This window comes from Streptomyces sp. NPDC093225 (assembly GCF_044753805.1).
Classification (GTDB): Bacteria; Actinomycetota; Actinomycetes; order Streptomycetales; family Streptomycetaceae; genus Streptomyces.
On record NZ_JBIVNX010000046.1, the window covers coordinates 35,772 to 60,290 of the forward strand.

Consider the following 24,519-nt stretch of genomic DNA (forward strand, 5'->3'; position numbering starts at 1 on the left):
GGAATAGCGGGTGGACGTCAGCGGGCGGCGGAGGCGGTGACGGGCAGGAGGGCGTCGGCGAGCAGCGCCAGCAGCTCCTCGGGGGCGCTCTCGAGGTAGAAGTGGCCCCCGGGCAGTTCGCGCCGGTCGAACGCGCCGGTGGTGTACGTCGCCCAGGCCGCGGCGTCGGCGCTCGTGCAGGCGGCGTCGTAGGAGCCGGTGACGGCGGTGACGGGGCAGGCCAGCGGGGCGCCGGGCCGGTGGGCGTAGGTGTCGATGAGGTGGAAGTCGGCGCGCAGCACGTACAGGGCGAGCTCGCGCAGCTCCTCGTGGGCGACGAGCAGGCCGGCGTTCCCGCCGAGTCCCGCGACGTAGCGCAGGATGCCGTCGTCGCCCCGGTACTCGGGCGCGAGCGGGGCGCAGTCGTGCGGGGCCTTGCGGGCCGAGGGGAAGAAGTGGACCAGGGCGGGCCGCAGTTCGCGGGGCAGGGCGCGGGCCACCTCGTAGCCGACCGTGCCGCCCATGCTGTGCCCGAAGAAGGCCACCGGCCGGTCGAGGAGCGGCCCGATCTCCGCGGTGATCTCGCGGACCAGGGTGTCCATGTCGGCCGGCGGGTCGACCATGATGCGGTCCTGCCGGCCCGGGTACTGCACGGCCGTCACCTCGATCGACGGCGGCAGCAGCTCGGCCCAGCCGCGGTAGGCGCTGGCGGCGCCCCCGGCGTGCGGGAAGCAGATCAGCCGCAGGGCCGCTGCCGGGCGCGGCGCGAAGGTGCGGAACCAGGCGCTCATGACGCCACCCGCGCCGCCGGGGCGTACGGCTCGCCGGGGGCGTACGACTCGCCCGGGGTGTACGGCTCGGCCATCGCGACGGCGATGCGGCGCGGGCCGGTGAAGGGCTCCCGGCCGTGCGCGGCGAGCATGTTGTCCACGACCAGGACGTCGTCGGCGCGGTAGTCGAAGCGGGTGGACGCGGCCCGGTAGCAGTCCCGCAGGTGGGCGGTGACCTCGTCCGGGATGGTGCCGCCGTCGCCGTAGAAGGTGTTGCTCGGCAGGTCCGCCTCGTCGAACAGCTCGAGCATGCCCGCGCGCACGTCCGGGGCCAGCGTGCTGTTGTGGAAGAAGGTGATGTGGTTGAACCACACGCGCTCACCGGTCACCGGGTGGACGTGCACGGCCCGGCGGATGCCGCGGGTGCGCAGGCCGCCGTCCTCGGTCCACTCGTACTGCAGCTTCTTGGCCCGGCAGTTGGCCTCGACCTCGGCACGGTCCTCGGTGTTGAACACGTGCCGCCAGTCCACGCCGAAGCCCTCGTGGAAGTTGCGCACCGCCGTCCAGCCGCGCCGCTCGAACTCCGCCACGACGGCCGGGTCGATGCGCCGCAGCACCTCGCGGGTGTCGGCCAGCGGGGTGGCGCCCAGCGTCTCGGGCTCGCGCACGCAGTGGAAGTACAGCAGCTGCGGCCACGCCGCCTGGTAGGAGTTCTCGGTGTGCAGGAAGATCTCCTCGTCCGGCGGGTAGTCGGTCGAGGTGTAGACGTTGCCCTTGATCGTGGACCGCGGCGAGGACCGCTCGGAGTACTTCAGCGGCTCCCCGGACAGGGCCCGTACGACCTCGGCGAAGCCGTCCACGCCGCCCACGTCGAAGCCGCGCAGCAGCAGCGCGCCGTGAGCGCGCAGCCGCTCGCGCAGCTGCGCCGACTCCTTCCCGATCAGCTCGACGATGCCGGGGCTGCCGCTCTCGCGCTCCACGACGAAGGCAAGGCTCTGCGCGGTCATCTTCCATCTCCTCGTCTCGACCCGTAGTGCCGCCGGCACGGACTCGCGAAGAACCCCCGGCCGGAGCAGTCTCCGACCGGGGGCTATACATCTTCGATACCGCTTCTGATCCGGCGTCGGGCGACGCCGGCGGGCCGGTCAGCGGTCGATGCCGACCGCCTTGAGGACCCCCTCGTCGAACTCGCCGTTGGTCAGGACGACCAGCCCGCTGCCGCGGTGCAACCGGTTGATCGAGACGGCCTGGTAGCCGCCGGGCGAGCCGCCGTGGCCGAACTCCAGCTCCGCCCCGCCGTCGTCGACGATGGTGCCCAGGCCGTAGAAGCCGGAGCTGTGCGGGGTGAGCAGCTGCCCGGCGCTCGCGGGCGAGAGCAGGGCCAGCGGACGGCCCAGGAAGCTGCGCCGCACCTCCAGTTCGAACCGGGCCATGTCGGCCGCGGTGCTCCACAGGCCGGCGGCGGCGAGCTCGGGATGGACCAGCCAGCCCCCCTCCAGCGGCCTGCCCCGCTCGTCGTGGCCCAGGGCCACGGGCCGCCCGCAGTACTCGGGGAAGGACCGGTCGAAGCTGCTGCCCGCCATCCCCAGCGGATCGAGCACCAGCCGCCGCATCAGGGCCTCGAAGGGTTCCCCGGTGACGTCGGTCAGCAGCCGTTCCAGCACGGAGTAGTGGGCGTTGGACTTGTGGAATCCCGACCCGGCGGGCCGCTCCGGCACCGCCGTGGCGCGCAGCAGGTCCAGCAGCGCCGGTACCGGCTCGCCCCTGCGCACGGCCTGGCGCGGGGTCTCCGCGAGCCCGCCGAGGTGGCTGAGCAGGTGGCGCACCGTGATGGGCCGGGGGGCCGCCGGCAGCCGCCAGTCGCGCAGGTACGCGTCGGCGGGCGCGTCCAGGTCCAGTACGCCCTGGTCGACCAGGCGCAGCACGGCGACGGCCGTGACGTGCTTGCCCCAGGATCCGGTCTGGAAGACGGTGTCGGTCGTGACGGGTGCGTCGCCGTCCGCGTCGAGCCGTCCGATGGCCTCCAGGGCGACCAGTTCGCCGCCCTCGATCACGGCCAGCGAGGCGCCCGGCACCCCGCTCGCGGCGAGCGCCCCGCGCACCGCCTCCGGGTCCAGGACCCGCTCGGTGGCCGCCCCGGAGCCCGCCCCGGCCGATCCGGCCGCGGCCGCCGCCGTCACGGCCGCCGCGTCCACGGCGGCCGCCAGGGCGGCGAGCGTGTCGTGCTGGTAGAGCAGGAACAGGGAGATGTCCAGCCCCGCCTTGCGCCCGGCCGCGATCACCCGGATCACCAGGATCGAGTCGCCGCCGAGCCGGAAGAAGCCGTCCTCCCGCCCGATCCGGGCGATCCCCAGCTCCTTCGACCAGATGGCCGCGATCCGCCGCTCGGTCGCGGTGGCCGGCTCGGTGTACGGGCGGTCCCCGGCCGACCAGGCGGCCGGCTCCGGGAGGGCGGCCCGGTCCACCTTGCCGTTGGGCGTCAACGGCAGGGCGGCCAGCGGTACGTAGGCCGCCGGGACCATCGCCTCGGGCAGCGACCTGGCCAGCTCCTCGCGCAGCGCCGCCGCGTCCGGGGCGGTGCCGTCGGCGGTCACCACGTAGCCGATGAGCTGCTCGTGGCCGAGCGGCCCCCGGCGGACCGCGACGGCCGCGTCCGCGACCGCGTCCAGGGCGGTCAGGGCGGCCTCGATCTCACCGAGCTCGATGCGCACCCCCCGCACCTTGACCTGGTGGTCGACCCGGCCGAGGAACTCGATGGTGCCGTCCTCGTTCCAGGCGGCCACGTCACCGGTCCGGTACAGCCGGGAGCCGGCCGGGCCGAACGGGTCGGGCAGGAACCGCTCGGCGGTGAGCGCCGGGCGCCCCCCGTAACCGCGCGAGACCCCGGTGCCGCCCGCGTACAGCTCCCCGGGGACGCCCACGGGCACCGGCGACATCGCCGCGTCCAGGACGTACAGCCGGGTGTTGCGCACCGGGCGGCCGATGGTGACCCGGGCCTCGCCGACCGGGTCGCCGGCCCGGATGACGGCGTGCGTGACGTCGTCGGAGCACTCGGTCGGCCCGTACGCGTTGACCAGCGGCACGTGCGGGAACCGGTCGGCCCAGCGGCGGCACAGGTCCGGCGGCAGCGCCTCCCCGGTCACCACCAGCCACCGCAGGTGCGGCAGTTCGCAGGCGAGCAGGCCCGCGTCGCGGGCGTCGAGCGCGGCGCGCAGCAGCGACGGCACGACCTCCAGCACCGTGATCCGCTCGTCGGCGGTCCGGCCGAACAGGGCCGCCGGGTCCACCGCCACCGCCTCGTCGACCACCCGCACCCGGCCGCCGACCACGAACGCGGCCAGCATCTGCCACACCGAGATGTCGAAGGACATCGAGGCGTTCTGCACCAGCGCGTCGGCGGCCGTCAGCTCCAGGTCCTCGACCTTCGCGAGCAGGTGGTTGGCCATGCCCCGCCGGGTGACCTGCACGCCCTTGGGGCGGCCGGTCGAGCCCGAGGTGTAGATGACGTACGCGAGGTGGTCGGCGTCGGCGACCGGCGCGGGCGCGGTCGCCGGGTGGTGGGCCCACGCGGCGGGCCGGTCCAGTGCGACCGCCGGCAGGTCCGGCGCCTGCGCGAGCGCCCCGCCCAGCAGCAGGACGGCGTGCGCGTCCCCGGCCATGTACGCCAGCCGCTCCGCCGGCAGCGCCGGGTCCAGCGGCAGGTAGGCACCGCCCGCCTTGAGCACCGCCAGCACGGCGATGACCGTGGCGGGGGAGCGGCGGGCGTGCAGGGCGACGACCGTGTCCGGGCCGACGCCGAGCGACCGCAGGTGGTGCGCGAGCCGGTTGGACTCCGCCGCCACCTCGGCGTAGCTCAGCGCCACCCCGTCGGCGGTCAGCGCCGGCCGCCCCGGGTCCGCGGCCGCGGTCCGCTCCAGCTCCTCCTCCACCGCCACCCAGGCCGGTTCCCGACCGGTCCGCGTCCAGGAGCGCAGCAGCTCCTCCTCCGCGTCACCGAGGTACGTCAGGCGCGGATCGCCGTCGGGGGAGTCCGCCATGGCGGCGAGCACCGCCCGGTACATGCGGGCCACCCGCTCCCCGTTCGCCCGGCTCAGCACCCGGGAGTCCGCGGTGAGGTTCAGGCCCCGGCCGCCGGTGGCGACGCTCAGCGCGAACTCGGTGGTGGTCTCGCCGACGCTCGACGCCGCGTCGATCCGGTCGCTGTTGAAGACGCGCAGGTCGTGGTAGTTGAACAGGACGTCGATCTGCCGCTGCGCGCCCGGCGCCTCCCGCTGGATCGCGGCCATCGGGTAGCGGCGGTGGCCCCACAGGTCCACCTCGCGGGCGAACACCTGCTGGACCAGCTCGTCCCAGCTGCGGGCCGTACGGTCGTGGGCGAACGGCAGGGTGTTGAGGTACATGCCCAGCACCCGGTCGGCACCCGGCAGTTCGGGCCGGACGTCGACGACCAGCCCGGTGTGGAAGGCCGCCTCCTCGGTCAGCTGGCTCATCACCTTCAGGTGCGCCGCCAGCAGCACGCTCTTGAGCGAGACCCGGCCGCGCGAGGCGAACGCCCGCAGCGGCTGCTCCAGGTCGGTGAGGTCGACCGGCACCACGTGGGTGCGCCGCCCGCCCTCCTCGCCCCAGCCGGCCGGCAGCCGCAGCGGGGCGTACCCGCCGGTGACGCCCTTCCAGTACGCGCCGTCCGTGCCGGAGGCCAGCGACTCCAGCTCGCCGGCCACGAAGTCCGCGTACCGGATCGGGGGCGCCTGGTACGGGGCGCCGTCGCCGCCGCCGTCGCGGACCTCCCGGTAGACGTCCACGAGTTCGGTGACCAGCGCGAACTGGCCCCAGCCCTGGGTGATCGCGTGCGGCTGGCTGAAGGTGACCCGCCAGGCGGCGTCGTCCTCCAGGTGGACCGCGACCCGCAGCAGCGGGGTCCGGGCCGGGTCGAAGCGGTCGGCCCGCTCGGCGGCGAGGAAGGCCGACAGCGCCGCCTCCTGAGCCGCCCCGTCCCGCCCGCGCAGGTCGTGCACGCGCACCGGCACCTCGACCGCCGCGTGCACCAGCTGCATCGGCTGCGAGAACCCGGTCAGGTCGAACGAGGTCCGCAGCACGTCGTGGCGGGCGGTCACCCGGGCCACGGCCGCGCGCAGCGCCGCCTCCTCGAAGGGCCGGTCGTCGGTGACCCGGATGGACACGCACTGGTGGTACGTGGAGCCGCCGGTGTCGGCGAGCATCTCCACCAGCATGCCGAGCTGCAGCTGCGAGGCCGGGTAGGCGTCCGCCACCCCGGCCGGCACCAGCGCCCGGTCCTCGGCGCCGATCAGGGCGAACGGCGCCACCGCGGCGATCCCGCCGGCCAGCGGCGGCCGCGCCGACGCCACCCCGGTGAGCCCGGCCACGGTCCGCTGCTCGAAGACGTCGCGGACCGCGATGTCGTAGCCGGCCTCCCGCAGCGCCCCGACCAGGTTGACGGCGCGCAGCGAATCCCCGCCGAGGTCGAAGAACGAGTCCTCGACACCGACCCGGTCCGCGCCGAGCACCTCGGCCCACAGCGCGGCGATCCGCGCCTCCGCCGGGGTGCGCGGCGCCACGTGGTCGGCGGTCGCCAGGGCGTCGCCCTCGGGCGCCGGCAGCGCCCGGCGGTCCACCTTCCCCGCCGCGTTCAGCGGCAGCGCCGCCAGCGCGACGAACGCGGAGGGCAGCATCGGCTCCGGCAGCAGGGCGGCCAGCAGCCGGCGCAGCGCGCCCGGTTCGGCCGGGTCGCCGTCCGCCGGGACGACGTAGCCGACCAGGCGCTTGTCGCCGGGGGTGTCCTCGCGGACCGTCACCGCCGCCTGCGCGACGCCCGGCAGCGTCATCAGCGCGGCCTCGACCTCGCCCGGCTCGATCCGCACCCCGCGGATCTTCACCTGGTCGTCGGCCCGGCCGACGTACGCCAGCGCGCCGTCGGGCCGCATCCGCACCACGTCACCGGTCCGGTACATGCGGGCGCCGGGCACCTCGGAGAACGGGTCCGGACCGAAGGCCGCGGCCGTCCGCGCCGGCAGATTGCGGTAGCCACGGGCCAGGCCCGCGCCACCGATGTACAGCTCACCGGGGACGCCGGCCGGCACCGGCCGCAGCGCCCGGTCGAGCACGTACACCGACGTGTTGGCGATCGGGCGGCCGATGGCGACCGGGCCCCCGTCCCCGGGGACCTCCCAGCTCGTCGACCAGATGGTCGTCTCGGTGGGCCCGTACACGTTGACCAGCCGGTCCACCCGGGAGCACAGCTCCCCGGCCAGCTCGGCCGGCAGCGCCTCGCCGCCGGTCAGGGCCGTGACGCGGGCCCGGTCGAGACCGGAGCGCAGCAGCAGGTTCCAGCCCGACGGGGTGGCCTGGACGTGGGTGATGCCGTGCCGCTCGACCAGGGCGGCCAGCGCGGCGCCGTCCTTGGTGTCCAGGTGGTCCGGCAGGACCAGCCGACCGCCGGTGACCAGCGGCAGGAACAGCTCCAGGCCCGAGATGTCGAAGGACACCGAGGTCAGCGAGAGCCAGGTGTCGGCGGCGCCGGAGCCCAGCTGCTCGGCCATCGCCAGCAGCAGGTTGGCCAGCGCGGCGTGCTCGATGCCGACGCCCTTGGGACGGCCGGTCGAGCCCGAGGTGTACAGGGTGTACGCGAGCTGGCCGGCCCCGGCCGCCGCCGGCAGCCCCCCGTCCTGCGGGACTTCGGGCCAGGGCAGGTCGTGGACGAGACGGGGCCCGTCGTGCACCCCGTCGAGGACGTCCGCGTACGCCGCTTCGGTGACCACCGGACCGGCGCCCGCGTCGGCGAGCACGTAGCCGATCCGGTCCGCGGGGAACGCCGGGTCCAGCGGCACGTACGACGCGCCCGTCCGCCAGGCCCCCAGCATCGCCGCGACCAGCTCCGGCGTACGGTCCAGCAGCAGCCCGACCACCGACTCGGGGCCGGCACCCAGCGCGCGCAGCGCCCGCGCGTACCGCTCGCTGCGCTCCAGCAGCCAGCCGTACGAGTACTCCCGGCCGTCCCGCAGCAGCGCGACCGCGCCGGGCTCGGCGGCGGCCCGGGCCGTGAACAGGTCCAGGGCCGTGGCCGCGCCGCGCGGCACGGCGGTGTCGTCGACCCCGACCAGCAGCTCCCGGCGCTCCTGCGGCCCGAGCAGGTCGACGGTGGCGTCCCCGTCCGGATCGGCGGCCATCGCCTCCAGCACCCGGCGGTACATCGCCACCAGCCGCTCGGCGTGCTCCCGGTTCACCGCATGGGACTCGCAGGTCACGATGACGTGGCCGACCCGGGAGGACACCGTCAGCGGGAACTCCGAGGGGCTGTCGTCGATGCCGCCCTCGTGGTCCACCACGCCGGCGTCGACCTGGCGGAAGTCCTGGTAGTTGAAGTACACGTCGAGCAGCCGGCGCGAACCGCCCCACTCGCGCTGCATCGCGGCCATCGGGTAGCGGCGGTGGCCCCACAGCCCGACCTCGCGGGCGAAGACCTGGCGGACCAGGTCCGTCCAGGTGCGGGCGGAGCGGTCGTGGGCGAACGGGAGGGTGTTGAGGTACATGCCCAGCACCCGGTCGGCGCCCAGGAGCTCGGGCCGGGCGTCGCACACCAGGCCGGTGTGGAAGGCCGCCTCGTCCGTCAGCCGGCTCATCACCGCCAGGTGCGCGGCGACCATCACGCTCTTGAGGGAGGTCTTGGCACGGGCGGCCAGCCGCCGCAGTCCCTCCTCCAGATCGGTCCACACGATGCCCGCCTGCACGGTCTCGCGGGGCAGGGCGGGGTCGTCGCCCCAACCCTGCGGGAGCCGCAGCGGCGCGTGCTCGGAGACGACCGACCGCCAGTACGCGCGGTCCTCGGCCGAGTCCACGGCGCGCAGCTCCCCGGCCACGAAGTCCGCGAAGCGCACGGCCGGGGCGTCGAAGGGCTCCGGCTCGCGGCCGTCGCGGACCGCCCGGTAGACCTCGATCAGCTCCATGAGGAGCGAGTGGTGGCCCCAGCCCTCCAGGATCGGGTGGCACTCGGTCACCGATATCCACCAGCCCGCGCCGTCGCCGGTCAGGTGCGCGTGGAACCGCATCAGGGAGGGCACGGCCAGGTCGAAGACCCGGGTGCGCTCCAGGGCCGTGAAGGCGCGCAGCTCCGCGTCCACCGCGTCGGCGTCCAGACCGCTCAGGTCCTGCCAGCCGAGCGGCATCACGGCCTCGGCGTGGACCAGCTGCATGGGCCGGGAGAAGCCGGTCAGCGCGATCGAGGTGCGCAGCACTTCGTGGCGGGCGGTGACGATCCGCCCCGCCTCGCGGAAGGCCGCCGGGTCGAACGGCCGGTCGTCGCGGATCCGGAAGGTGGAGACGTTGTGGTAGAGGTTCCGGCTGGGGTCGGCGAGCATCTCGACGACCATGCCGAGCTGCATCTGCGACAGCGGGTAGGCGTCGGTCACGCCGTCGGGGACGGCGGCCCGGTCGGCCTCGTCGACGAGGGCGAACGGGGCGACGGTCTCGGTACCCGGTGCGAGCGCCGGCCGCCCGGTGATCGACTCGCACAGCTGGGCGACCGTACGGAAGTCGAACACGTCGCGCACCGAGATGTCGTACCCGGCCGCGCGCAACGCGCCGACCAGGGCGATCGCCCGGATCGAGTCCCCGCCGAGGTCGAAGAAGGAGTCCTCGACACCGACCCGCTCCACACCGAGCACCTCGGCCCACACCGCCGCGACCCGCTCCTCGACCGGGGTGCGCGGGGCCGTGTACGCTCCCGCGCCGCGCAGCGTCGCGGTGTCGGGGGCCGGCAGCGCGCGGTGGTCGAGCTTGCCGTTGACGGTGAGCGGGATGCGCTCCAGCGGGACGAACGCGGCCGGCAGCATGTACTCGGGCAGGGTCCGGCGCAGCAGGGTGCGCAGCTCACCCGGGTCGGGCAGGCCGCCCGGCTCCTGTGCGACGAGGTAGCCCACCAGCTGCTTCTCGCCGGAATCGGTGCGCACCTGCACCACGGCCTCACCGACGCCCGGGTGTTCCAGCAGCGCGTGGGCTATCTCGCCCAGCTCCACCCGGTAGCCGCGGATCTTGACCTGGTTGTCGATCCGGCCGATGAACTCCAGGCTGCCGTCCGGCAGTCGGCGCGCGGCGTCGCCGGAGCGGTACAGCCGGGCGCCGGGCGGGCCGAACGGGTCGGGGACGAACCGCTCCGCGGTCAGCTCCGGGCGGCCCAGGTAGCCGCGGGCGACTCCCGGACCGCCGACGAAGATCTCGCCCGGGACCCCGACGGGCGCCGGCTGGCCGGCCGCGTCCAGCAGATACACCGAAAGGTCGCTGAGCGGATGGCCCACCCGGTTGCCCGCAAGCGGTTCAAAGTCGGCCTCCCCGATCCGGTAGTACGTGGTGTGCACGGTGGTCTCGGTGATGCCGTACATGTTGACCAGCGCCGGACCGTCCGGACCGACCCGGTCCAGCCACGGCCGCAGCTCGGGCACCTCGAGCTTCTCGCCGGCGAACACCACGGCGCGCAGGGACAGCCGGTCGACGCGCGGGTCGCCCGAGCCGGCGGCGGCGACCAGCGAGCGGAACGCGGTCGGGGTCTGGGAGAGCACGGTGGCCCGTTCGGCGACCAGCAGGTCGAGGAAGTCCGACGGCGAACGGGTCACGTCCTGGCCGACCACGACCACCCGGCCGCCGTACAGCAGGGCGCCCCACATCTCGAACACCGACACGTCGAAGGCGTAGCTGTGGAACATCGTCCACACGTCGCTCGGGCCGAAGGCGTAGTGCTCGTGGGCGGTGGTCAGCAGGCGCAGCACGTTGCCGTGCTCCAGCACGACGCCCTTGGGACGGCCGGTGGAGCCGGAGGTGTAGATGACGTACACGGTCGAGTCGGGACCGGCGAGCGGCTCGGGGTTCGTGACCGGCCGGGCGTCGACCAGGTCCGCGTCCCGGTCCAGCAGCAGCGTCTCGACGCCCTGCGCGTCGGCGAGGGCCGGCAGGGTCGCCCCGGAGGCGACGGCGATCCGGGCCCCGGCGTCGGCCAGGACGTAGGCGAGTCGGTCGGCCGGGTTGGCGGGGTCGAGCGGCAGGTAGCCGGCGCCCGACTTGAGGATGCCGAGCAGGGCGGGCAGCAGGTCGGCGCCGCGCTCCAGGCAGAGCCCGACGAGCTGCTCGGGGCCGGCACCCATGGCGCGCAGCTGGTGGGCCACCCGGTTGGCGCGCTCGTTGAGCTCCCGGTACGTGAGGTGGGTGCCCCCGGCCGTCACGGCGACCGCGTCGGGGGTCGCCGCGGCCTGCCGCTCGAAGGCCTCGTGCACGCAGGACTCCACCGGCGCACCGGGCCGGTGCCCGCTGAGCGCGCCGGTGACGACGGCGAGTTCGGCGTCGCCGAGCAGCCGCAGCCGGGACACCGGCAGCTCCGGGTCGGCGGTGGCGGCGTCCAGCAGGTTCAGCAGGTGGCCGGCCATCCGCTCCGCGGTGGCCCGGTCGAAGAGGGCGGTGGCGTAGTTGAGGGCGCCGCCCAGCGCGCCGTCGGCGGCCTCCTCGATCTGGAGGGTCAGCTCGTACTTGGCGATCCGGTCCTGGCGGGCGTACTGCTCGACGGTCAGGCCCGGCAGGCTGAAGGCGTCCAGCCGCTGCTCGTGCATCGTGAAGGCGACCTGGTGCAGCGGGGTGCGCGACATGTCGCGCTCCGGCTGCAGCTCGTCCACCAGCCGGGCGAAGGGCACCTCCTGGTGGTCGAACGCGTCGAGCACCGTGGCGCGGGTGCGGGTCAGCAGCTCGCCGAAGCCCGGGTCGTCCGCCCAGCTGCCGCGCATCACCAGCGTGTTGATGCCGTAGCCGATGAGCCGCTGCAGCTCGGGGCGGCCGCGCCCGGAGACCACGGTGCCGACCGGCACGTCGCTCTGCCCGGTGTAGCGGGCCACCAGCACCTGGAAGGCGGTCAGGAGCACCGCGAAGGGGGTCGTGCCGTGGGCCGCGGCCAGCTCGCGCACCCGCCCGGCCAGCCCCTCGGGGAACGTGATGCGGACGTCGGAGCCGGTGGTGTCGCGCACCGCCGGACGCGGCCGGTCCGTCGGCAGCTCCACCGGCAGGGCGCCGGCCAGCCGCTCCCGCCAGTACGCCAGCCGCCGCTCCAGCAGGGGGCCGGACGACTGCTCGCGCTGCCAGGCCGCGTAGTCGGCGTACTGCACCTCGAGCGGGGCGAGCGGGGTGCCGTCGCCGGTGGTCCGACGGGTGTACAGGGTGCTCAGCTCGTCGGCGAAGATCCGGGTGGACCAGGCGTCGCAGGCGATGTGGTGGAAGGTGACCGCCAGCACGTGCTCGTCCGCGGCCAGCCGGACCAGCCGGGCCCGGGCGGGCCACTGCTCGGCCAGGTCGAACGGGGTGGACACCTCCCGCTCCACGATCCGGGCGGCCAGCGCCTCCCGCTCGTCGGGGTCCTCCCCGGTGAGGTCGTCCAGCTCCAGGACGACCGCGGACGGCTCGTCGACCAGCTGTACGGGCTCGACGCCGTCGAGGCCGTACCGGGTGCGCAGGACCTCGTGCCGGTCGGTGACCGCCTGCCAGGCGGCGGCCAGCGCCGCGGTGTCGAGGGCGCCGCGCAGTCGCAGCACGAGCGGCACCAGGTACTCGGGGCTGTCCGGCTCGAGCCGGCTCAGGAACCACATCTGCTGCTGGCCCGCGGACAGCGGCAGGGGCGCGCCGCGGTCGGCACGGGGAATGCCCGCCGGGGCGGGGGAGAGCGGGCGGGACCCGCCCCGCGGGCCGCGACGGCCCGCGAGGCGGCTGCGCAGCAGCTCGGCCCTCAGCTCCTCGGTGGACGGCTTGCGGTCGGCCCGCTGGACGGGCGCGGATTCCTGGATGCTCATGCGCTCTGCTCCTCCAGCAGCTCGACGTCCGACAACTGCTCGATCTCGGCGCGGATACGGGACTCGACCGCGTTCGCCAGACCGGCGACGGTCGGATGCTCGAAGATGTCGCGGACCGGCAGCGCGACCTCGAACTCGGTCTGGATCGCCGCGATGAGCCGGATCGCGAGGATCGAGTTGCCGCCGGAGCGGAAGAAGTTGTCGTGCACCCCGATCCGGGTCCCCAGCAGCTCGGCCCAGATCTCGGAAATACGTTCCTGCAGGGGGCCGTCCGGCTCGTCCCCGCCACCGGCCGCCGCCGGGGTCGGGTCGGGCAGCGCGGCCCGGTCCAGCTTGCCGTTGGCGTTCAGCGGGATCGCCTCCAGCGCCGTGAACGAGGAGGGCACCAGGTAGTCCGGCAGCAACTCGGCGCAGTACTCCGCCAGCTCGCCCCCCTCGACCGGGTTGACGGCCGGTACGAAGTACCCCGCCAGGCGCACCGCCCCGCCCGCGTCGGTCCGGGCGACCACGACGGCCTCCCGCACCCCCGGGTGGTCGGCGAGCACCGCCTGCGCCTCACCCGGCTCCACCCGGTAGCCGCGGATCTTGACCTGGTGGTCGGTGCGGCCCAGGAACTCCACCTGCCCGTCCGCCAGCCAGCGCGCCAGGTCCCCGGTGCGGTACAGCCGCGCGCCCGGCTCCCCGAACGGGTCGGGCACGAACTTCTCGGCGGTGGGCACCGGCAGGTCCGCGTAGCCGCGGGCCACGCCCGTACCGCCCACGTACAGCTCGCCCACGGAGCCGGTCGGCACCGGGCGCATCGCCTCGTCCAGGACGTACATCGCCATGCCGGGCAGCGGCCTGCCGATCGGCACCACCGGCGGCAGCGCGCCCGCGGGCACCGGACTGGTGCAGGTACCCACGGAGGCCTCGGTCGGCCCGTACTCGTTGACCAGCCGGCCGGCGCCGAGCCGGTCCGCCCACTCGCGGGCCAGCGGACCCGGCAGCGCCTCGCCGGCGACCACGACCACTCCGGCCAGACCGACGGCCTGCTCGGGCGTCAGCTGCCCCGTGAGGATGTCCAGGTGACCGGGGGTCAGCTTCAGGAAGCTGTACGGCCCGGACTCCAGCAGCCGCGCCCCCAGCTCCGTCAGGTCGGTGTCCTGCGGCAGCATCACCACCCGCTGGCCGGCCAGCAGCGGCGCCCACACGTTCGGCACGGCCAGGTCGAAGGCCGTCGAGGAGAAGACCGCGCTGCCGCCCGTCCCCCGGGAGACCAGCTCGTCCACCGCCCACCGCAGGTGGTTGGCCAGTCCGCGGTGGGACACCGCGACCCCCTTGGGGCGGCCGGTGGAACCCGAGGTGTAGATCAGGTACGCCAGCCGCTCCAGGTCCGCCGGCACCTCGGGCGCGGTGGCCGGCAGCGCGGCCAGCGCCGCCTCGCCGGCGTCCGCGTCGACCAGCGCCAGCGCACCGGTGTACCCGGCGAACCGCCCCGCGTGGTCGGTGGCCGTCACCACCACGCGGGCTCCGGCGTCCCCGGCCATCGAGGCCACCCGCTCGGCCGGCCAGGACGGGTCCATCGGCACGTAGGCGCCGCCGGCCTTCCACACGGCCAGCAGGGTCGCGGTCAGCTCGGCGCCGCGGTCGAGCAGCACTCCCACCCGCGTCTCGGGGCCGACGCCGAGCGCCCGCAGGCGGTGCGCCAGCCGGTTGGCGCGGGCGTCGAGCTCCGCGTAGCCGACGGACCGGGCGCGCTCCTGCACGGCGACCGCGTCCGGCGTCCGCGCGGCCTGCGCGGCGAACACCTCGTGCGCGGCCGCGGTGACGGGTCCCACCGGCGCGGTGGCCCACCGGGAGGTGAGCCGCTCCCGCTCGTCCGCGGGCAGCAGCTCCACCTCGCCGAGGCGCACCTCCGGGTCGGCGGCGACGGCGGCCAGCAGCCGCTGGAAGCGCTCGGCCAGCCGCTCCACGGTGGCCGCGTCGTACAGCGCGGTCGCGAACTCCAGGCTCGCGAACATCGTCCCGTCGTCGTGGCGGCGCATGTAGAGGGTGAGGTCGGTGTGCGCCACGCCCCACATCTCCTGCAGGGTCCGGACGTCCTCGGCGTCCTCCACGGCCCCGTTGAAGGACTCGTCGTGCAGGTCGAAGGCGACCTGGTAGAGCGGCGTGCGGGACAGGTCCCGCTCCGGCGCCAGCTCCTCCACCAGCCGCTCGAAGGGCAGGTCCTGGTGGGCGAAGGCGTCCCGGGCGGTCTCCTTGACCCGATCCAGCGCCTCGCGGAAGGTCAGCCGGGCGTCCAGCCCGCAGCGCAGCACCACGCTGTTGAGGAAGAACCCGACCATCCCCTCGGTCTCGGCGCGCTCGCGCCCGGCCACCGGCGTCCCCACCGGCACGTCCCAGCGGCCGGTGTGCGCCGCCAGCAGCGTCGCGTAGGCGGTGACCAGCGTGGTGAAGGGGGTGGCGCCGTGCCGTCGGCCCAGCTCGGTCAGCCGGCTCACGACCGGCTCGGGGACCGAGAAGTGGACGACCGAGCCGCGCCCGTCGCGCACCGCCGCCCGCGGCCGGTCGGCGGGCAGCTCCACGGGCGTGGAGCCGGCCAGGACGCCGCGCCAGTGGTCCAGCTCCCCGGCGATCACCTCGTCGGTCAGCCGGGCCCGCTGCCACACCGCGTAGTCGGCGTAGTCCAGCTCCTTGACCGGCAGGCCCGCGTCCACGCGGCCCGCCCGGTAGGCGTCGAGCAGCTGGTGGAACTCCCGTTCCAGCACGTTCGAGGACCAGCCGTCGGTGGCGATGTGGTGCATCGCCACCGTGACCACGTGGTCGCCACCGCGCAGCCGCACCAGGGCGGCCCGCAGCAGCGGCCCGTTCTCCAGGTCGAAGCCCCGGCCGAACTCCTCCTTGAGGACCTCGGTGAACTCCGCCCGGTCCGCGTGCAGATGGCGCAGGTCGACCCGGTGCGGGGCGGCGACGACCTGTACGGACTCGCCGTCGACCACCGCGTACCGGGTGCGCAGCGCCTCGTGCCGCTCCACCAGGGCGTTCAGGGCGCGCTGGACGTGCGCGACGTGGGTGCCGTCGGGCACCTTCAGGAACAGCCCGGCCACCCACTCGGAGCTGCCCGGGTTCATCCGGTCCAGGAACCACAGCCGCCGCTGGCCGAAGGACAGCGGCAGCGGTCCGGCGTCGCGCGGTACGGCGGTGACGGCCGGCTCGGCGTCTCCGGCCGCCACCGGGCCGGCGGAACCGCCGGCCGTGGTGGGGGCACCGGGCGCGGCGGGCGCGTCCGGTCCGTCGGCCGCGGCGTCCTCCGGGGCCAGCAGTCGGGCCTGCGCCTCGACCGTGGTCGCGGCGAACAGCCCGCGCAGCTGGATCCGGCGTCCCGACGCGGTACGGAGCTTGCCGGCGAGCCGGGCCAGCTGCAGCGAGGTGCCGCCGAGCGCGAAGAAGTCGTCGTCGAGGCCGATGTCGTCGGTCTTGAGCAGCTCCCGCCAGGCGGCGGCGACCAGCCGCTCGGCCTCGGTGCCCGGCTCCCGGCGATCCGGCCGCGACGGCGCGGCGGCGAGCTCGGGGGCGGGCAGCGCGGCCCGGTCCACCTTGCCGTTGACGGTCAGCGGGAAGGCGTCCAGGCGCAGGAAGACCGCGGGCACGTGGGTGTCGGGCAGCCGCTCCTGCAGGAAGCCGCGCAGCCCGCCCAGCACGTCGTCCGATTCCGCGAGGACGTGCGCCGCGAGCCGCTTGGCGCCGTCCGGCCCGGTGAAGGCGGTGACGACGGCACCCGTGATCCGGGGGTGGGCGCTCAGGGCGCTCTCCACCTCGCCGGGCTCGATCCGGACACCGTTGACCTTGACCTGGTGGTCGATGCGGCCGAGGTACTCCAGCACCCCGTCCTCGCGCCGGCGCACCTGGTCGCCGGTGCGGTAGAGGCGGGAGCCGTCCTGGGCGAAGGGGTCCGGTACGAAGCGGTCGGCGGTCTGCGCGGGGCTGCCCAGGTAGCCGCGGGCCACGCCCACGCCCCCCGCGTACAGCTCGCCCGGTTCACCGACTCCGACGGGGCGGCCGTCGGCGTCCGCGACCAGCACCCGCATCCCGCCGATCGGGCGCCCGATCGGCACCGCGCCGGTGGCCTGACCGGGCTCGAAGCGGTGCGCGGTCACGTCGATGGCGCACTCGGTGGGGCCGTAGGTGTTCCAGAGCTCGAAGCGGCCGTCCGCGGCCGGCTCGCCGATCCGGCGCAGCACCCGCTGCGCGAGCTCGGCGTGCAGGGGCTCACCGGCCGAGAACAGCAGTCGCAGCGCGTCGCAGCGCTCCCAGCCCGTCTCCTCGGCGAGCAGCCGCAGGACGGAGGGCACCACCTGAAGGACCGTCACCCGCCGGTCGGCGACGGTGCGCAGCAGCTCCGCCGGGTCGCGCTCGGCGCCCGCGGGGGCGAGCACCAGCGTGCCGCCGCTGACCAGGGGGGCGAACACCTCCCAGACGTGCGCGTCGAAGGTGATCGCCGTCTTGTGCAGGACCCGGTCGGCCGGCGAGAGGCCGTGCGTCCCGGTGGCCCAGGCGATGCGGTTCGATATGCCCTCGTGGCTGACCACGACGCCCTTGGGGGTGCCGGTGGAGCCGGAGGTGTAGATGACGTACGCGATGTCGAGCGGGCCCGCATCGGCCCGCGGGGCCCCGGCGGCTGCCGGGGAAGCCTCCTCGCCCGGGACGGCCGGGGCGCCCAGCTCGGACACGAGCAGCGGCTCGGCGCCCGAACCGGCGGCCACCGCCGCCGATCCGGGCCCGGTGACGACGAAGCCGGCCCCGGCGGCCCCCAGCATCCAGGAAGAACGCGCGGCGGGCTGCTCGGGGTCCAGCGGAAGGTAGCCGGCCCCGGACCGCCACACGCCCAGCAGGGCGGACACCAGTTCGACGGAACGCGGCAGGCAGACGCCGACCACCGCGCCCGGGCCGACGCCCCGGGCGCGCAGCCGGCGGGCGATCAGCTCGGCGCGGGCGTCGAGCTCGGCGTAGCTGATCTCCCGGGCACCCTCGACCACGGCGATCGCGTCCGGAGCCGCCGCGGCGCGGCCCGCTACGAGTTCGTGAGCCAGGAGGGGCTCGCTGGGGGAGGCGCCCGTACGCGACTCGGGATTCATGTGTCTCAAGCTCCTCGTTGATGATCGGCGTGATCGGTCTGGTGGGCGCGGGGCGCGTCAGCCCGCGAGGGAGTCCATGCGGCGGCGCAGGCTGAGCGGACGCATGTCCGTCCAGACCTCGCCGATGCGGGCCAGGCACTCCTCGCGGCTGCCCTCGGTGCCCTCGGGGGACCAGCCGACGGGCAGCGGGCGGTCGAGCCACCAGATCGAGTACTGCTCCTCGTGGTTGAGCACCACGCGGTGGGTCGGCGCGGAGGCCTGCTCGGCGGTGTTCTCAGCGGACACGGTCGTCTCCTCAGTCCTGATGGGTGCGATGGATGGGTGTGGGGGGTGGGGATGTGGGGGGTGGGGATGGGTGGGGGAGGCGGTGCGTGTGGGGGGTGTGGGGGGTGTGGCGGAGGGGAGGGCGTGGCGGTCGCCCGGAACGGCCGGGTCAGTCGGACATCGCGACGAGCACCCGGCGCGGTCCGGTGAACGGCCGGCGGCCGTGGCCCACCAGCACGTTGTCGATGAGCAGCAGGTCCCCGCGGTGCCAGTCCACGTCCACGGCGTTGTCGAGGCCCCTGTCCCGGATCTGCACGACGTACTCGTCGGGGATGGGCGAGCCGTCGGCGAAGGTGACGGACTGCGGCAGCTCCTCGGCCGGCATGATCGACGCCAGCGCCTTGGCCGTGTCGTCGCCGAGCGAGGCAGGGTGCCACTGGTCGGCCTGGTTGAACCAGACCTCGTCCCCGGTGACCGGGTGGGTGGTGATCGCGGGTCGCAGCTGGCTCACCCGCAGCGAGCCGTCCGGCTGCCACGTCCAGTCCGCGCCCGACGCGGCGAGGAACTCCTCGACCCGGTCGGCCTCCTCCGTCTCGAAGGTCGCCTGCCAGCTCTTGCCGAGGCCCACACCGCCGTGCAGGTTCTGCGCGTAGCGCACCCCGCCGGCGAACGCCTCGCGCACCTCGGGGTCGAGGCAGGCGAGCCAGCGGCGCCCGTCGATGACCGGGGTGGCCCCGCCGGCGAGCGGAGCGGTCTCGCAGAAGAAGAGCAGTCGGGCCGGCCACTGGTGGGCGTAGCTCATCTCGTTGTGCATCGAGATGCTGAACTCGGCCGGGTACTCGGTCGAGGTGTAGACGTTCGACCCGACCTTCGTGCGCGGCGAGTTGCCGTGCACGTAGGCGAGCCGGTTCGGCAGCAGCAGGTCCATCACCTCGTCCAGCTCGCCCGGCTCGACGCCGAACCCGCGGAAGACCAGGGCCTTCTCCCGGGCCAGCAGACCGCCGAGGTCCTCGATCGAGCCGAGGTGGTCGGCCAGTCCCCGGGCGCTCGCCTCGGTCCCGGTCTCCGCCGGCGTCACCTCGGCCGGGGCCCAGGGGCCGCCGTTCGCCACGCTGTCCATGCGTTCTCTCCTCCTTGCGAAACCGGGTCCCACCTTCGGAGGCGGGCCTATATTTCTTCGGTACGTGCGGTATCCGCGATCTCCGGCGCGAGGGGTTCCGGATCGGGGTCGAGCCGCAGCGCGGGCGACACCAGCGCCGCCAGGGCCAGCAGCCCCATGCCGGCCGCGATGCCCAGCGCCGTGCGGTACGTGCCGACCGCGGCGAGCAGGAACCCGCCGGCCAGCGCGCCCGCCGAGGCCGTACCGGAGCCCAGCAGCGCGAAGACGCTGGTCACCCGCCCCTGCAGGGGCTCCGGCGTGATCCGGACCTGGTGCACGCCGGCGACCACGTTCATCAGGGCCCCGGCGAAGCTCATCCCGCCGAGCAGCGCGCCGAGCACGACCGGGTCCGAGGTGAGGGCCACCGGTGCCATCAGCACCGCCCAGAGCGCGAGCGCCCCGGTCAGCACGGTCCGCGGTGCCAGCCGCCCCGCCGCCCGGGATCCGGCGAGCGCCCCCGCGATCCCGCCGACGCCCGCGACCAGGCCGATCATGCCGATGGCCCACGGCGATCCGCCGTTCTCCTTCACGGCCAGGGCCAGGGTCAGCGTCAGCACCTGAAAGAGCAGGTTGCTGCCGGACAGCAGCACCACGGCCACCCGCATGAAGCGCTGCCGCCACACCCAGCGCAGCCCCTCGGCCACGTCCGAGCGCAGGCTCGTGCCCGGTGCGGCCCGCTCCCCCTGCAGGTCCCGGCGGATCAGCAGCAGGGTCACCAGCGCCACTAGGTGGGTGAGCGCGGTGAACGCGAACGGCAGCCAGCGGCCGAACTGGAACAGCCCGCTGCCCGCGGGCTGGCCGAGCAGCCCGGCCGCCTGCCCGCGCGCCTCGTTCTGCCCGAGCGCCGCCGTCAGGTGCGCGGGGTGCACCACGTGGGCGATCGCCGCCCGTTCGGCCAGCCGGTAGCAGAGCCCGGCGGTGCCGTCGACGAAGGCCGCCGCCGCCACCAGGGGCAGCCACAGCCGACCCGCCAGCAGCATCGCGGTCACCGCCGCCATGGCCGACAGCCCGGCCACGTCGCACAGGACGAGCAGCCGCCTGCGGTCCCACCGGTCGATCAGTGCCCCCGCCGGCAACTGGACCACCAACTGGGGCAGCAGGGCGGCGAACCCCACCACGCCGGCACCGGCCGGCCCGCCCCCGAAGAAGATCATCAGCAGCGGGTAGGCGGTCACACTCGCCCGCAGCCCCAGCGCCGACAGCCCCGCGCCGGTCCACAGCAGCAGGAAGTCCCGGTTGCGGCGCAGGGGCGGGGGCGCCGCGACCGCCGTCGCACGCGGCTCGTCCAGGAGGCTCATGGCCGGACACCGCCGCGGCACCACTCCAGCACCGCCATCGCGCTGTGCATCTTGTTCTCCGCCTGGTCGAAGGCGATGCTCCGGTCCCCGTCGAGGACCTCGGCCGTCACCTCCTCCCCGCGGTGCGCCGGCAGGTCGTGCAGGAACACGGCCTTCGGGCTCCGACGCCACAGCGCCCGCGTCACCCGGAACGGCTCGAACCGGGCGCGCCAGTCGGGGTCCGGCTTGCTGGTGCCGGTGGTCTGCCAGCGCGTGGTGTACACGACGTCGACGTCCTGCGGCAGGTCGTCCGTGTCGTGCCGTTCGACGACCGCCGACCCGTGGGCCGCCGCGCTCGCCGCGGCCCGTACGGCCACGTCCCCGCGCAGCCCGTACCCCTCGGGCGTACGCAGCTCCAGCTCCGTGCCGGCGAAGCGCGACAGCCCGAGGGCCAACGCGGCCGCGGTGTTGTTGCCCTCGCCCAGGTAGAGGACCCGCAGGCCCTCGATCCGGCCGAAGTGCCGCAGCAGCGTGGTCAGGTCGGTCAGCCCCTGGGTCGGGTGCTCGTCGGCCGTCATGGCGTTGACCACCGACATCCGCGACTGGCCGGCCCAGGCCCGCAGCTCGGCCGGGTCGTCCGCGGTCCGCGCGACCAGCACGTCCAGCATCCGGGAGAAGACCCGGCCGGTGTCCTCGCTGGTCTCGCCCGTGTTGGTCTGCAGGTCGGAGCCGGAGAAGGTGACGAGCCGCGCCCCCAGGCGCAGCGCCCCCGCGGAGAACGCCGTACGGGTACGGGTCGAGGTGCGGCGGAAGTAGATCCCCGCGACCGTCCCGTCCAGCGACCCGCCGGGCGCGGCCCGCCCGGAGGACAGCTCCGCACCCCGCGCCACGATGCCGCGCAGGTCGTCGTCGGTCAGGTCATCGAGAGAGACAAGGTGGCGGACGGCCACGGCGTACTCCTGTTCGTGTCGGTGGGCGGAGGCCCGGCGGGCTCCGCGGCGGCCGGCGGCGGCTTCTCGATCAGCCGCAGCGGCCCGGCCGCCGCCGCCTCGCGGGCGATGGCGGCGTACCGGCCGGGACCGACCGCGAGGTCCTCCACCAGCCACGTGTCCGGGCCGGCGGCCGCCGAGTGACGGACGATCAGCGGACCCCCGTCGGGCGGCCCGTGCACCTCCACCTCCCGGGCGTCGGCCACCAGGCCGATCCCGCTGGCCTTCAGCACCGCCTCCTTCCTGGTCCAGTAGCGGAGGAAGACCGCCAGCCGGGCCGCCGACTCCGACTCCCGGCCCAGGTGCGCCAGCTCCCGGTCGGAGAGCACCAGCGGCGCCACCGACTCGGTGTCGAAGCCCAGCACCTGCTCCAGGTCGACGCCGATCCGACGGCCGCCCCCGGTCACGCCGAGCAGCCAGTGCGGCCCCGAGCGGGACAGGCTGTAGCTCAGCTCCGTCTGCGGCCACTCGACGCACGGGGCGCCGTGCGTCGCGTCGCCGCACTCCGGGCAGCGCAGCCGGCCGAGCCGCAGCTCGGCCGGGCCCGTCCCGAGATAGGCCGCCAGGATGCGGCGTACCGCGACATGGGCACCGGCGTAGTGCCGGCCCGCCTCGGCGGTCATCGCGCGGGCCGCGTCCCGTTCGGCCGCGGACAGCACGGCGGCGGCGTCCGGACCGAGGGTCCCCTCGACCGTTCCCCACCACACGTGCGTCACATCGGCGTCGAAGACATCCGAGAAGTCCTCGGCGCTCATGGGTGTCACCCCTGTTCTCATCGGGCCCGATCCCTCACGGATCAGGCACTGGTGACGGCCGCGGCGAACCGCGGGTCGCCGGGTTCGGCGAGCGCGCCCTTCCACAGGTGCGAGACCTCGCCGAAGCGCTCGCCGACCCAGTCGTCCGAATAGATCGTGCCGAGATAGCGGTCGCCGCCGTCCGGGAACATCAGGACGACGTTCGAGCCGCCGGGAATGCGGTCGCCGAATTTCTCCAGAGCCGCCACCGCGGCCCCGGAAGAGCCACCGAGCAGAATTCCCTCGGCGTCCACCATCCGCCGGCAGGCCACCACGCAGTCGAGATCCGTGACGTGCACCACCTCGTCGGCCGCCGACGGGTCGAACAGCGCCGGCGGCACCGACGCGCCGTGCCCCGGGATCAGCCGGGGACTGTGCGGCTGGCCGAAGATGGCGCTGCCCACCGCGTCGACCGCCACGACCGTGGTCGGCAGGCCGTGGTCGCGGACGTACGTCGCGCAGCCCAGCAGCGTGCCGAAGGTGGACACCGGCGAGAACAGGTAGTCCACCCGGCCGTCCAGCGCCTCGGCGATCTCCCGCATGGTCTCGCGGTGCGCCCGCGGGTTGAGCGGATTGGCGTACTGGTTGGGCCAGTACGCCCCGGGCAGCGTCTCCACCAGCTCCCGCACGCGCGCGAGCCGCGCCTCCAGGAACTCGCCGGTGACCGGGTCGGGGGTCGTGACGACCTCCACGCGCGCGCCGTAGGCGGCCAGCAGCGCGAGGTTCTGCCCGGTCGTCTTCGCGTCGACGACGCAGACGAAGTCGATGCCGAAGTACTTGCAGATCTGCGCGATGCCGATCGCCAGGTTCCCGGAACTCGACTCGACCACCACTGAGTGCCCCGGTATCAGCCGGCCCTCGCGGATGCCGCTGCGCAGCATGCTGAGCGCGGACCGGTCCTTGACGCTCCCTCCCGGATTGAACCTCTCCATCTTCGCGAACACCCGGGACCGAAATCCCGGAAAGACATTGCCCAATTCGACCAGCGGCGTGTTCCCGATGGTCTCCAGAATCCCATGGAGCACGGGACGGCTCATGCTGCCCTTCCCTCTGTCGTTGCTTTCGGGATGGACCACAATGCGCAGCCGTTCTATGCGTGTTCTATTAGAGAACCGATATAGAGGACGCCGCGAAGGTCGCCGCACCACACGACCATCGAAAGGAACCGCGATGCTGATCCTTCGGCGCAGCGACGTCCAGGCGACCCTGGCGGGCCGCGAGACGGAGATCGTCGACCTCGTCGCCGACGCGTACCGCCTCCACGACGAGGGGGCGACGGCGCTGCCGCACTCGACCTTCCTCCGCTTCCCCGAGGACCACCACGCGCGCGACCGGATCATCGGCCTGCCCGCCTACCGCGGCGGCTCCGCCCCCGTCGCGGGCATGAAGTGGATCGCCTCGTTCCCCGGCAACGTAGCCGCCGGCATGGAGCGCGCGAGCGCCAGCATCACCCTCAACTCCCTGGAGAACGGCCGCCCCACCGCCTTCCTGGAGGGCTCGGTGATCTCCGCCAAGCGCACCGCCGCCAGCGCCGCCCTCGCGGCCCGCGTCCTGACCGAGCAGAACCCGCCGACCGGCGTGGTCCTCGTCGGCTGCGGCGTCATCAACCTCGAGATCCTCCGCTTCCTCGCCGCCGCCCTGCCGGACCTGCGCGAGGCCGTCCTGTACGACATGGACCCCGCCCGCGCCGAGGCCTTCGCCGGCACGTGCGCGGCGGAGGTCCCCTCCGTGAAGACCGTCGCCGTCGCCGACCGCGCCGAGGCCCTCGGCGCGCACCCCCTGGTCTCCTTCGCCACCACGGCGGCCGAACCGCACACGGACCTGTCCGCCTGCCGGCCCGGCGCCACCGTCCTGCACGTCTCGCTGCGCGACCTGACCGTCGAGTCCGTCCTCGCCGCCGTGAACGTCGTCGACGACGCCGACCACGCCGTCCGGGAGCGCACCTCGCTGCACCTGGCCGAACTGCGCACCGGGAACCGCGACTTCGTCGCGGCCTCGATCGGCGCCCTGCTGCGCGGCACGGCCACCCTGGACCCCGCCCTCGGCCGCCACGTGGTGTACTCCCCGTTCGGCCTGGGCGTACTGGACATCGCGCTCGCCGAGTACGTCCGCGGACGGGCGGAGGAGTCCGGCCTCGGCATCACGGTCGAGGACTTCCTCGCCTGATCTGCGTCGGCTGATCAGCGTCGTCGGATCGGCGGCCTGCTTGCTCGCTCCGGGGGGTGGGGGCCGGCGTCGGGGTGGGCTCGCTTCGGGGGTGGGTCCCGTGGTGTGTGGGTCCCCTCGGCGCTTGACAGGGGTGGCCTGCAGGCCCTGCGGCAGGCCCACCCCGGAGGCTTTGG

General features: G+C 74.7%; 11 protein-coding genes. 1 reads left to right on the top strand and 10 read right to left on the bottom strand.

What is annotated here, in order from left to right:
• Window positions 1-17: 17 nt before the first annotated feature.
• The 10 genes from ACIQCH_RS30695 to sbnA all read right to left on the bottom strand — a co-directional run bounded on the left by ACIQCH_RS30695 (window position 18) and on the right by sbnA (window position 23,214).
• Complete coding sequence (locus ACIQCH_RS30695; RefSeq protein ID WP_402586247.1) at window positions 18-770, bottom strand: thioesterase II family protein; 753 nt, start codon at window positions 768-770, stop codon at window positions 18-20.
• Entirely contained in the window at window positions 767-1,756 is a 990-nt protein-coding gene (locus ACIQCH_RS30700; RefSeq protein WP_402586249.1) for a TauD/TfdA family dioxygenase, read from the bottom strand. Before ACIQCH_RS30700 ends, ACIQCH_RS30695 begins: the two co-directional genes overlap by 4 nt.
• Before the next feature lie 138 nt (window positions 1,757-1,894).
• A complete protein-coding gene (locus ACIQCH_RS30705; protein ID WP_402586251.1) occupies window positions 1,895-12,580 on the bottom strand; it encodes an amino acid adenylation domain-containing protein in 10,686 nt (3,561 codons plus the stop codon).
• Window positions 12,577-17,694: an amino acid adenylation domain-containing protein gene (locus ACIQCH_RS30710; RefSeq protein ID WP_402586253.1), complete on the bottom strand. Its 5,118-nt coding sequence runs from the start codon at window positions 17,692-17,694 to the stop codon at window positions 12,577-12,579. Before ACIQCH_RS30710 ends, ACIQCH_RS30705 begins: the two co-directional genes overlap by 4 nt.
• A gap of 57 nt (window positions 17,695-17,751) precedes the next feature.
• Complete coding sequence (locus ACIQCH_RS30715; RefSeq protein ID WP_402586255.1) at window positions 17,752-17,979, bottom strand: MbtH family protein; 228 nt, start codon at window positions 17,977-17,979, stop codon at window positions 17,752-17,754.
• 148 nt (window positions 17,980-18,127) lie between these two features.
• Complete coding sequence (locus ACIQCH_RS30720; RefSeq protein ID WP_402586257.1) at window positions 18,128-19,078, bottom strand: TauD/TfdA family dioxygenase; 951 nt, start codon at window positions 19,076-19,078, stop codon at window positions 18,128-18,130.
• A gap of 47 nt (window positions 19,079-19,125) precedes the next feature.
• Window positions 19,126-20,415 (bottom strand): MFS transporter, encoded by a 1,290-nt coding sequence (locus ACIQCH_RS30725; protein ID WP_402586259.1) that lies wholly within the window; start codon window positions 20,413-20,415, stop codon window positions 19,126-19,128.
• Window positions 20,412-21,344 carry an ornithine carbamoyltransferase gene (locus tag ACIQCH_RS30730; protein WP_402586261.1) on the bottom strand — a complete coding sequence of 311 codons (933 nt, stop codon included), beginning with the start codon at window positions 21,342-21,344 and terminating at the stop codon, window positions 20,412-20,414. Before ACIQCH_RS30730 ends, ACIQCH_RS30725 begins: the two co-directional genes overlap by 4 nt.
• On the bottom strand, window positions 21,308-22,138 hold the full coding sequence (locus ACIQCH_RS30735; protein WP_402586263.1) for a 4'-phosphopantetheinyl transferase family protein: 831 nt from the start codon (window positions 22,136-22,138) through the stop codon (window positions 21,308-21,310). Before ACIQCH_RS30735 ends, ACIQCH_RS30730 begins: the two co-directional genes overlap by 37 nt.
• 41 nt (window positions 22,139-22,179) lie before the next feature.
• Complete coding sequence (gene sbnA / locus ACIQCH_RS30740; RefSeq protein ID WP_402586265.1) at window positions 22,180-23,214, bottom strand: 2,3-diaminopropionate biosynthesis protein SbnA; 1,035 nt, start codon at window positions 23,212-23,214, stop codon at window positions 22,180-22,182.
• Between the two features lie 133 nt (window positions 23,215-23,347).
• Between sbnA and sbnB the strand changes: the two genes are divergently transcribed.
• Window positions 23,348-24,343 (top strand): 2,3-diaminopropionate biosynthesis protein SbnB, encoded by a 996-nt coding sequence (sbnB, locus tag ACIQCH_RS30745; protein WP_402586267.1) that lies wholly within the window; start codon window positions 23,348-23,350, stop codon window positions 24,341-24,343.
• The last annotated feature ends 176 nt before the right edge of the window (window positions 24,344-24,519 follow it).

Bases quoted from the DNA above. Each gene is read 5' to 3' on its own strand.
- ACIQCH_RS30710 (WP_402586253.1), bottom strand. From the start codon at position 17,694: ATGAATCCCGAGTCGCGTACGGGCGCCTCCCCCAGCGAGCCCCTCCTG.
- ACIQCH_RS30700 (WP_402586249.1), bottom strand. From the start codon at position 1,756: ATGACCGCGCAGAGCCTTGCCTTCGTCGTGGAGCGCGAGAGCGGCAGC.
- ACIQCH_RS30695 (WP_402586247.1), bottom strand. From the start codon at position 770: ATGAGCGCCTGGTTCCGCACCTTCGCGCCGCGCCCGGCAGCGGCCCTG.
- sbnB (WP_402586267.1), top strand. From the start codon at position 23,348: ATGCTGATCCTTCGGCGCAGCGACGTCCAGGCGACCCTGGCGGGCCGC.
- ACIQCH_RS30735 (WP_402586263.1), bottom strand. From the start codon at position 22,138: ATGAGCGCCGAGGACTTCTCGGATGTCTTCGACGCCGATGTGACGCAC.
- ACIQCH_RS30725 (WP_402586259.1), bottom strand. From the start codon at position 20,415: ATGAGCCTCCTGGACGAGCCGCGTGCGACGGCGGTCGCGGCGCCCCCG.
- sbnA (WP_402586265.1), bottom strand. From the start codon at position 23,214: ATGAGCCGTCCCGTGCTCCATGGGATTCTGGAGACCATCGGGAACACG.
- ACIQCH_RS30705 (WP_402586251.1), bottom strand. From the start codon at position 12,580: ATGAGCATCCAGGAATCCGCGCCCGTCCAGCGGGCCGACCGCAAGCCG.
- ACIQCH_RS30720 (WP_402586257.1), bottom strand. From the start codon at position 19,078: ATGGACAGCGTGGCGAACGGCGGCCCCTGGGCCCCGGCCGAGGTGACG.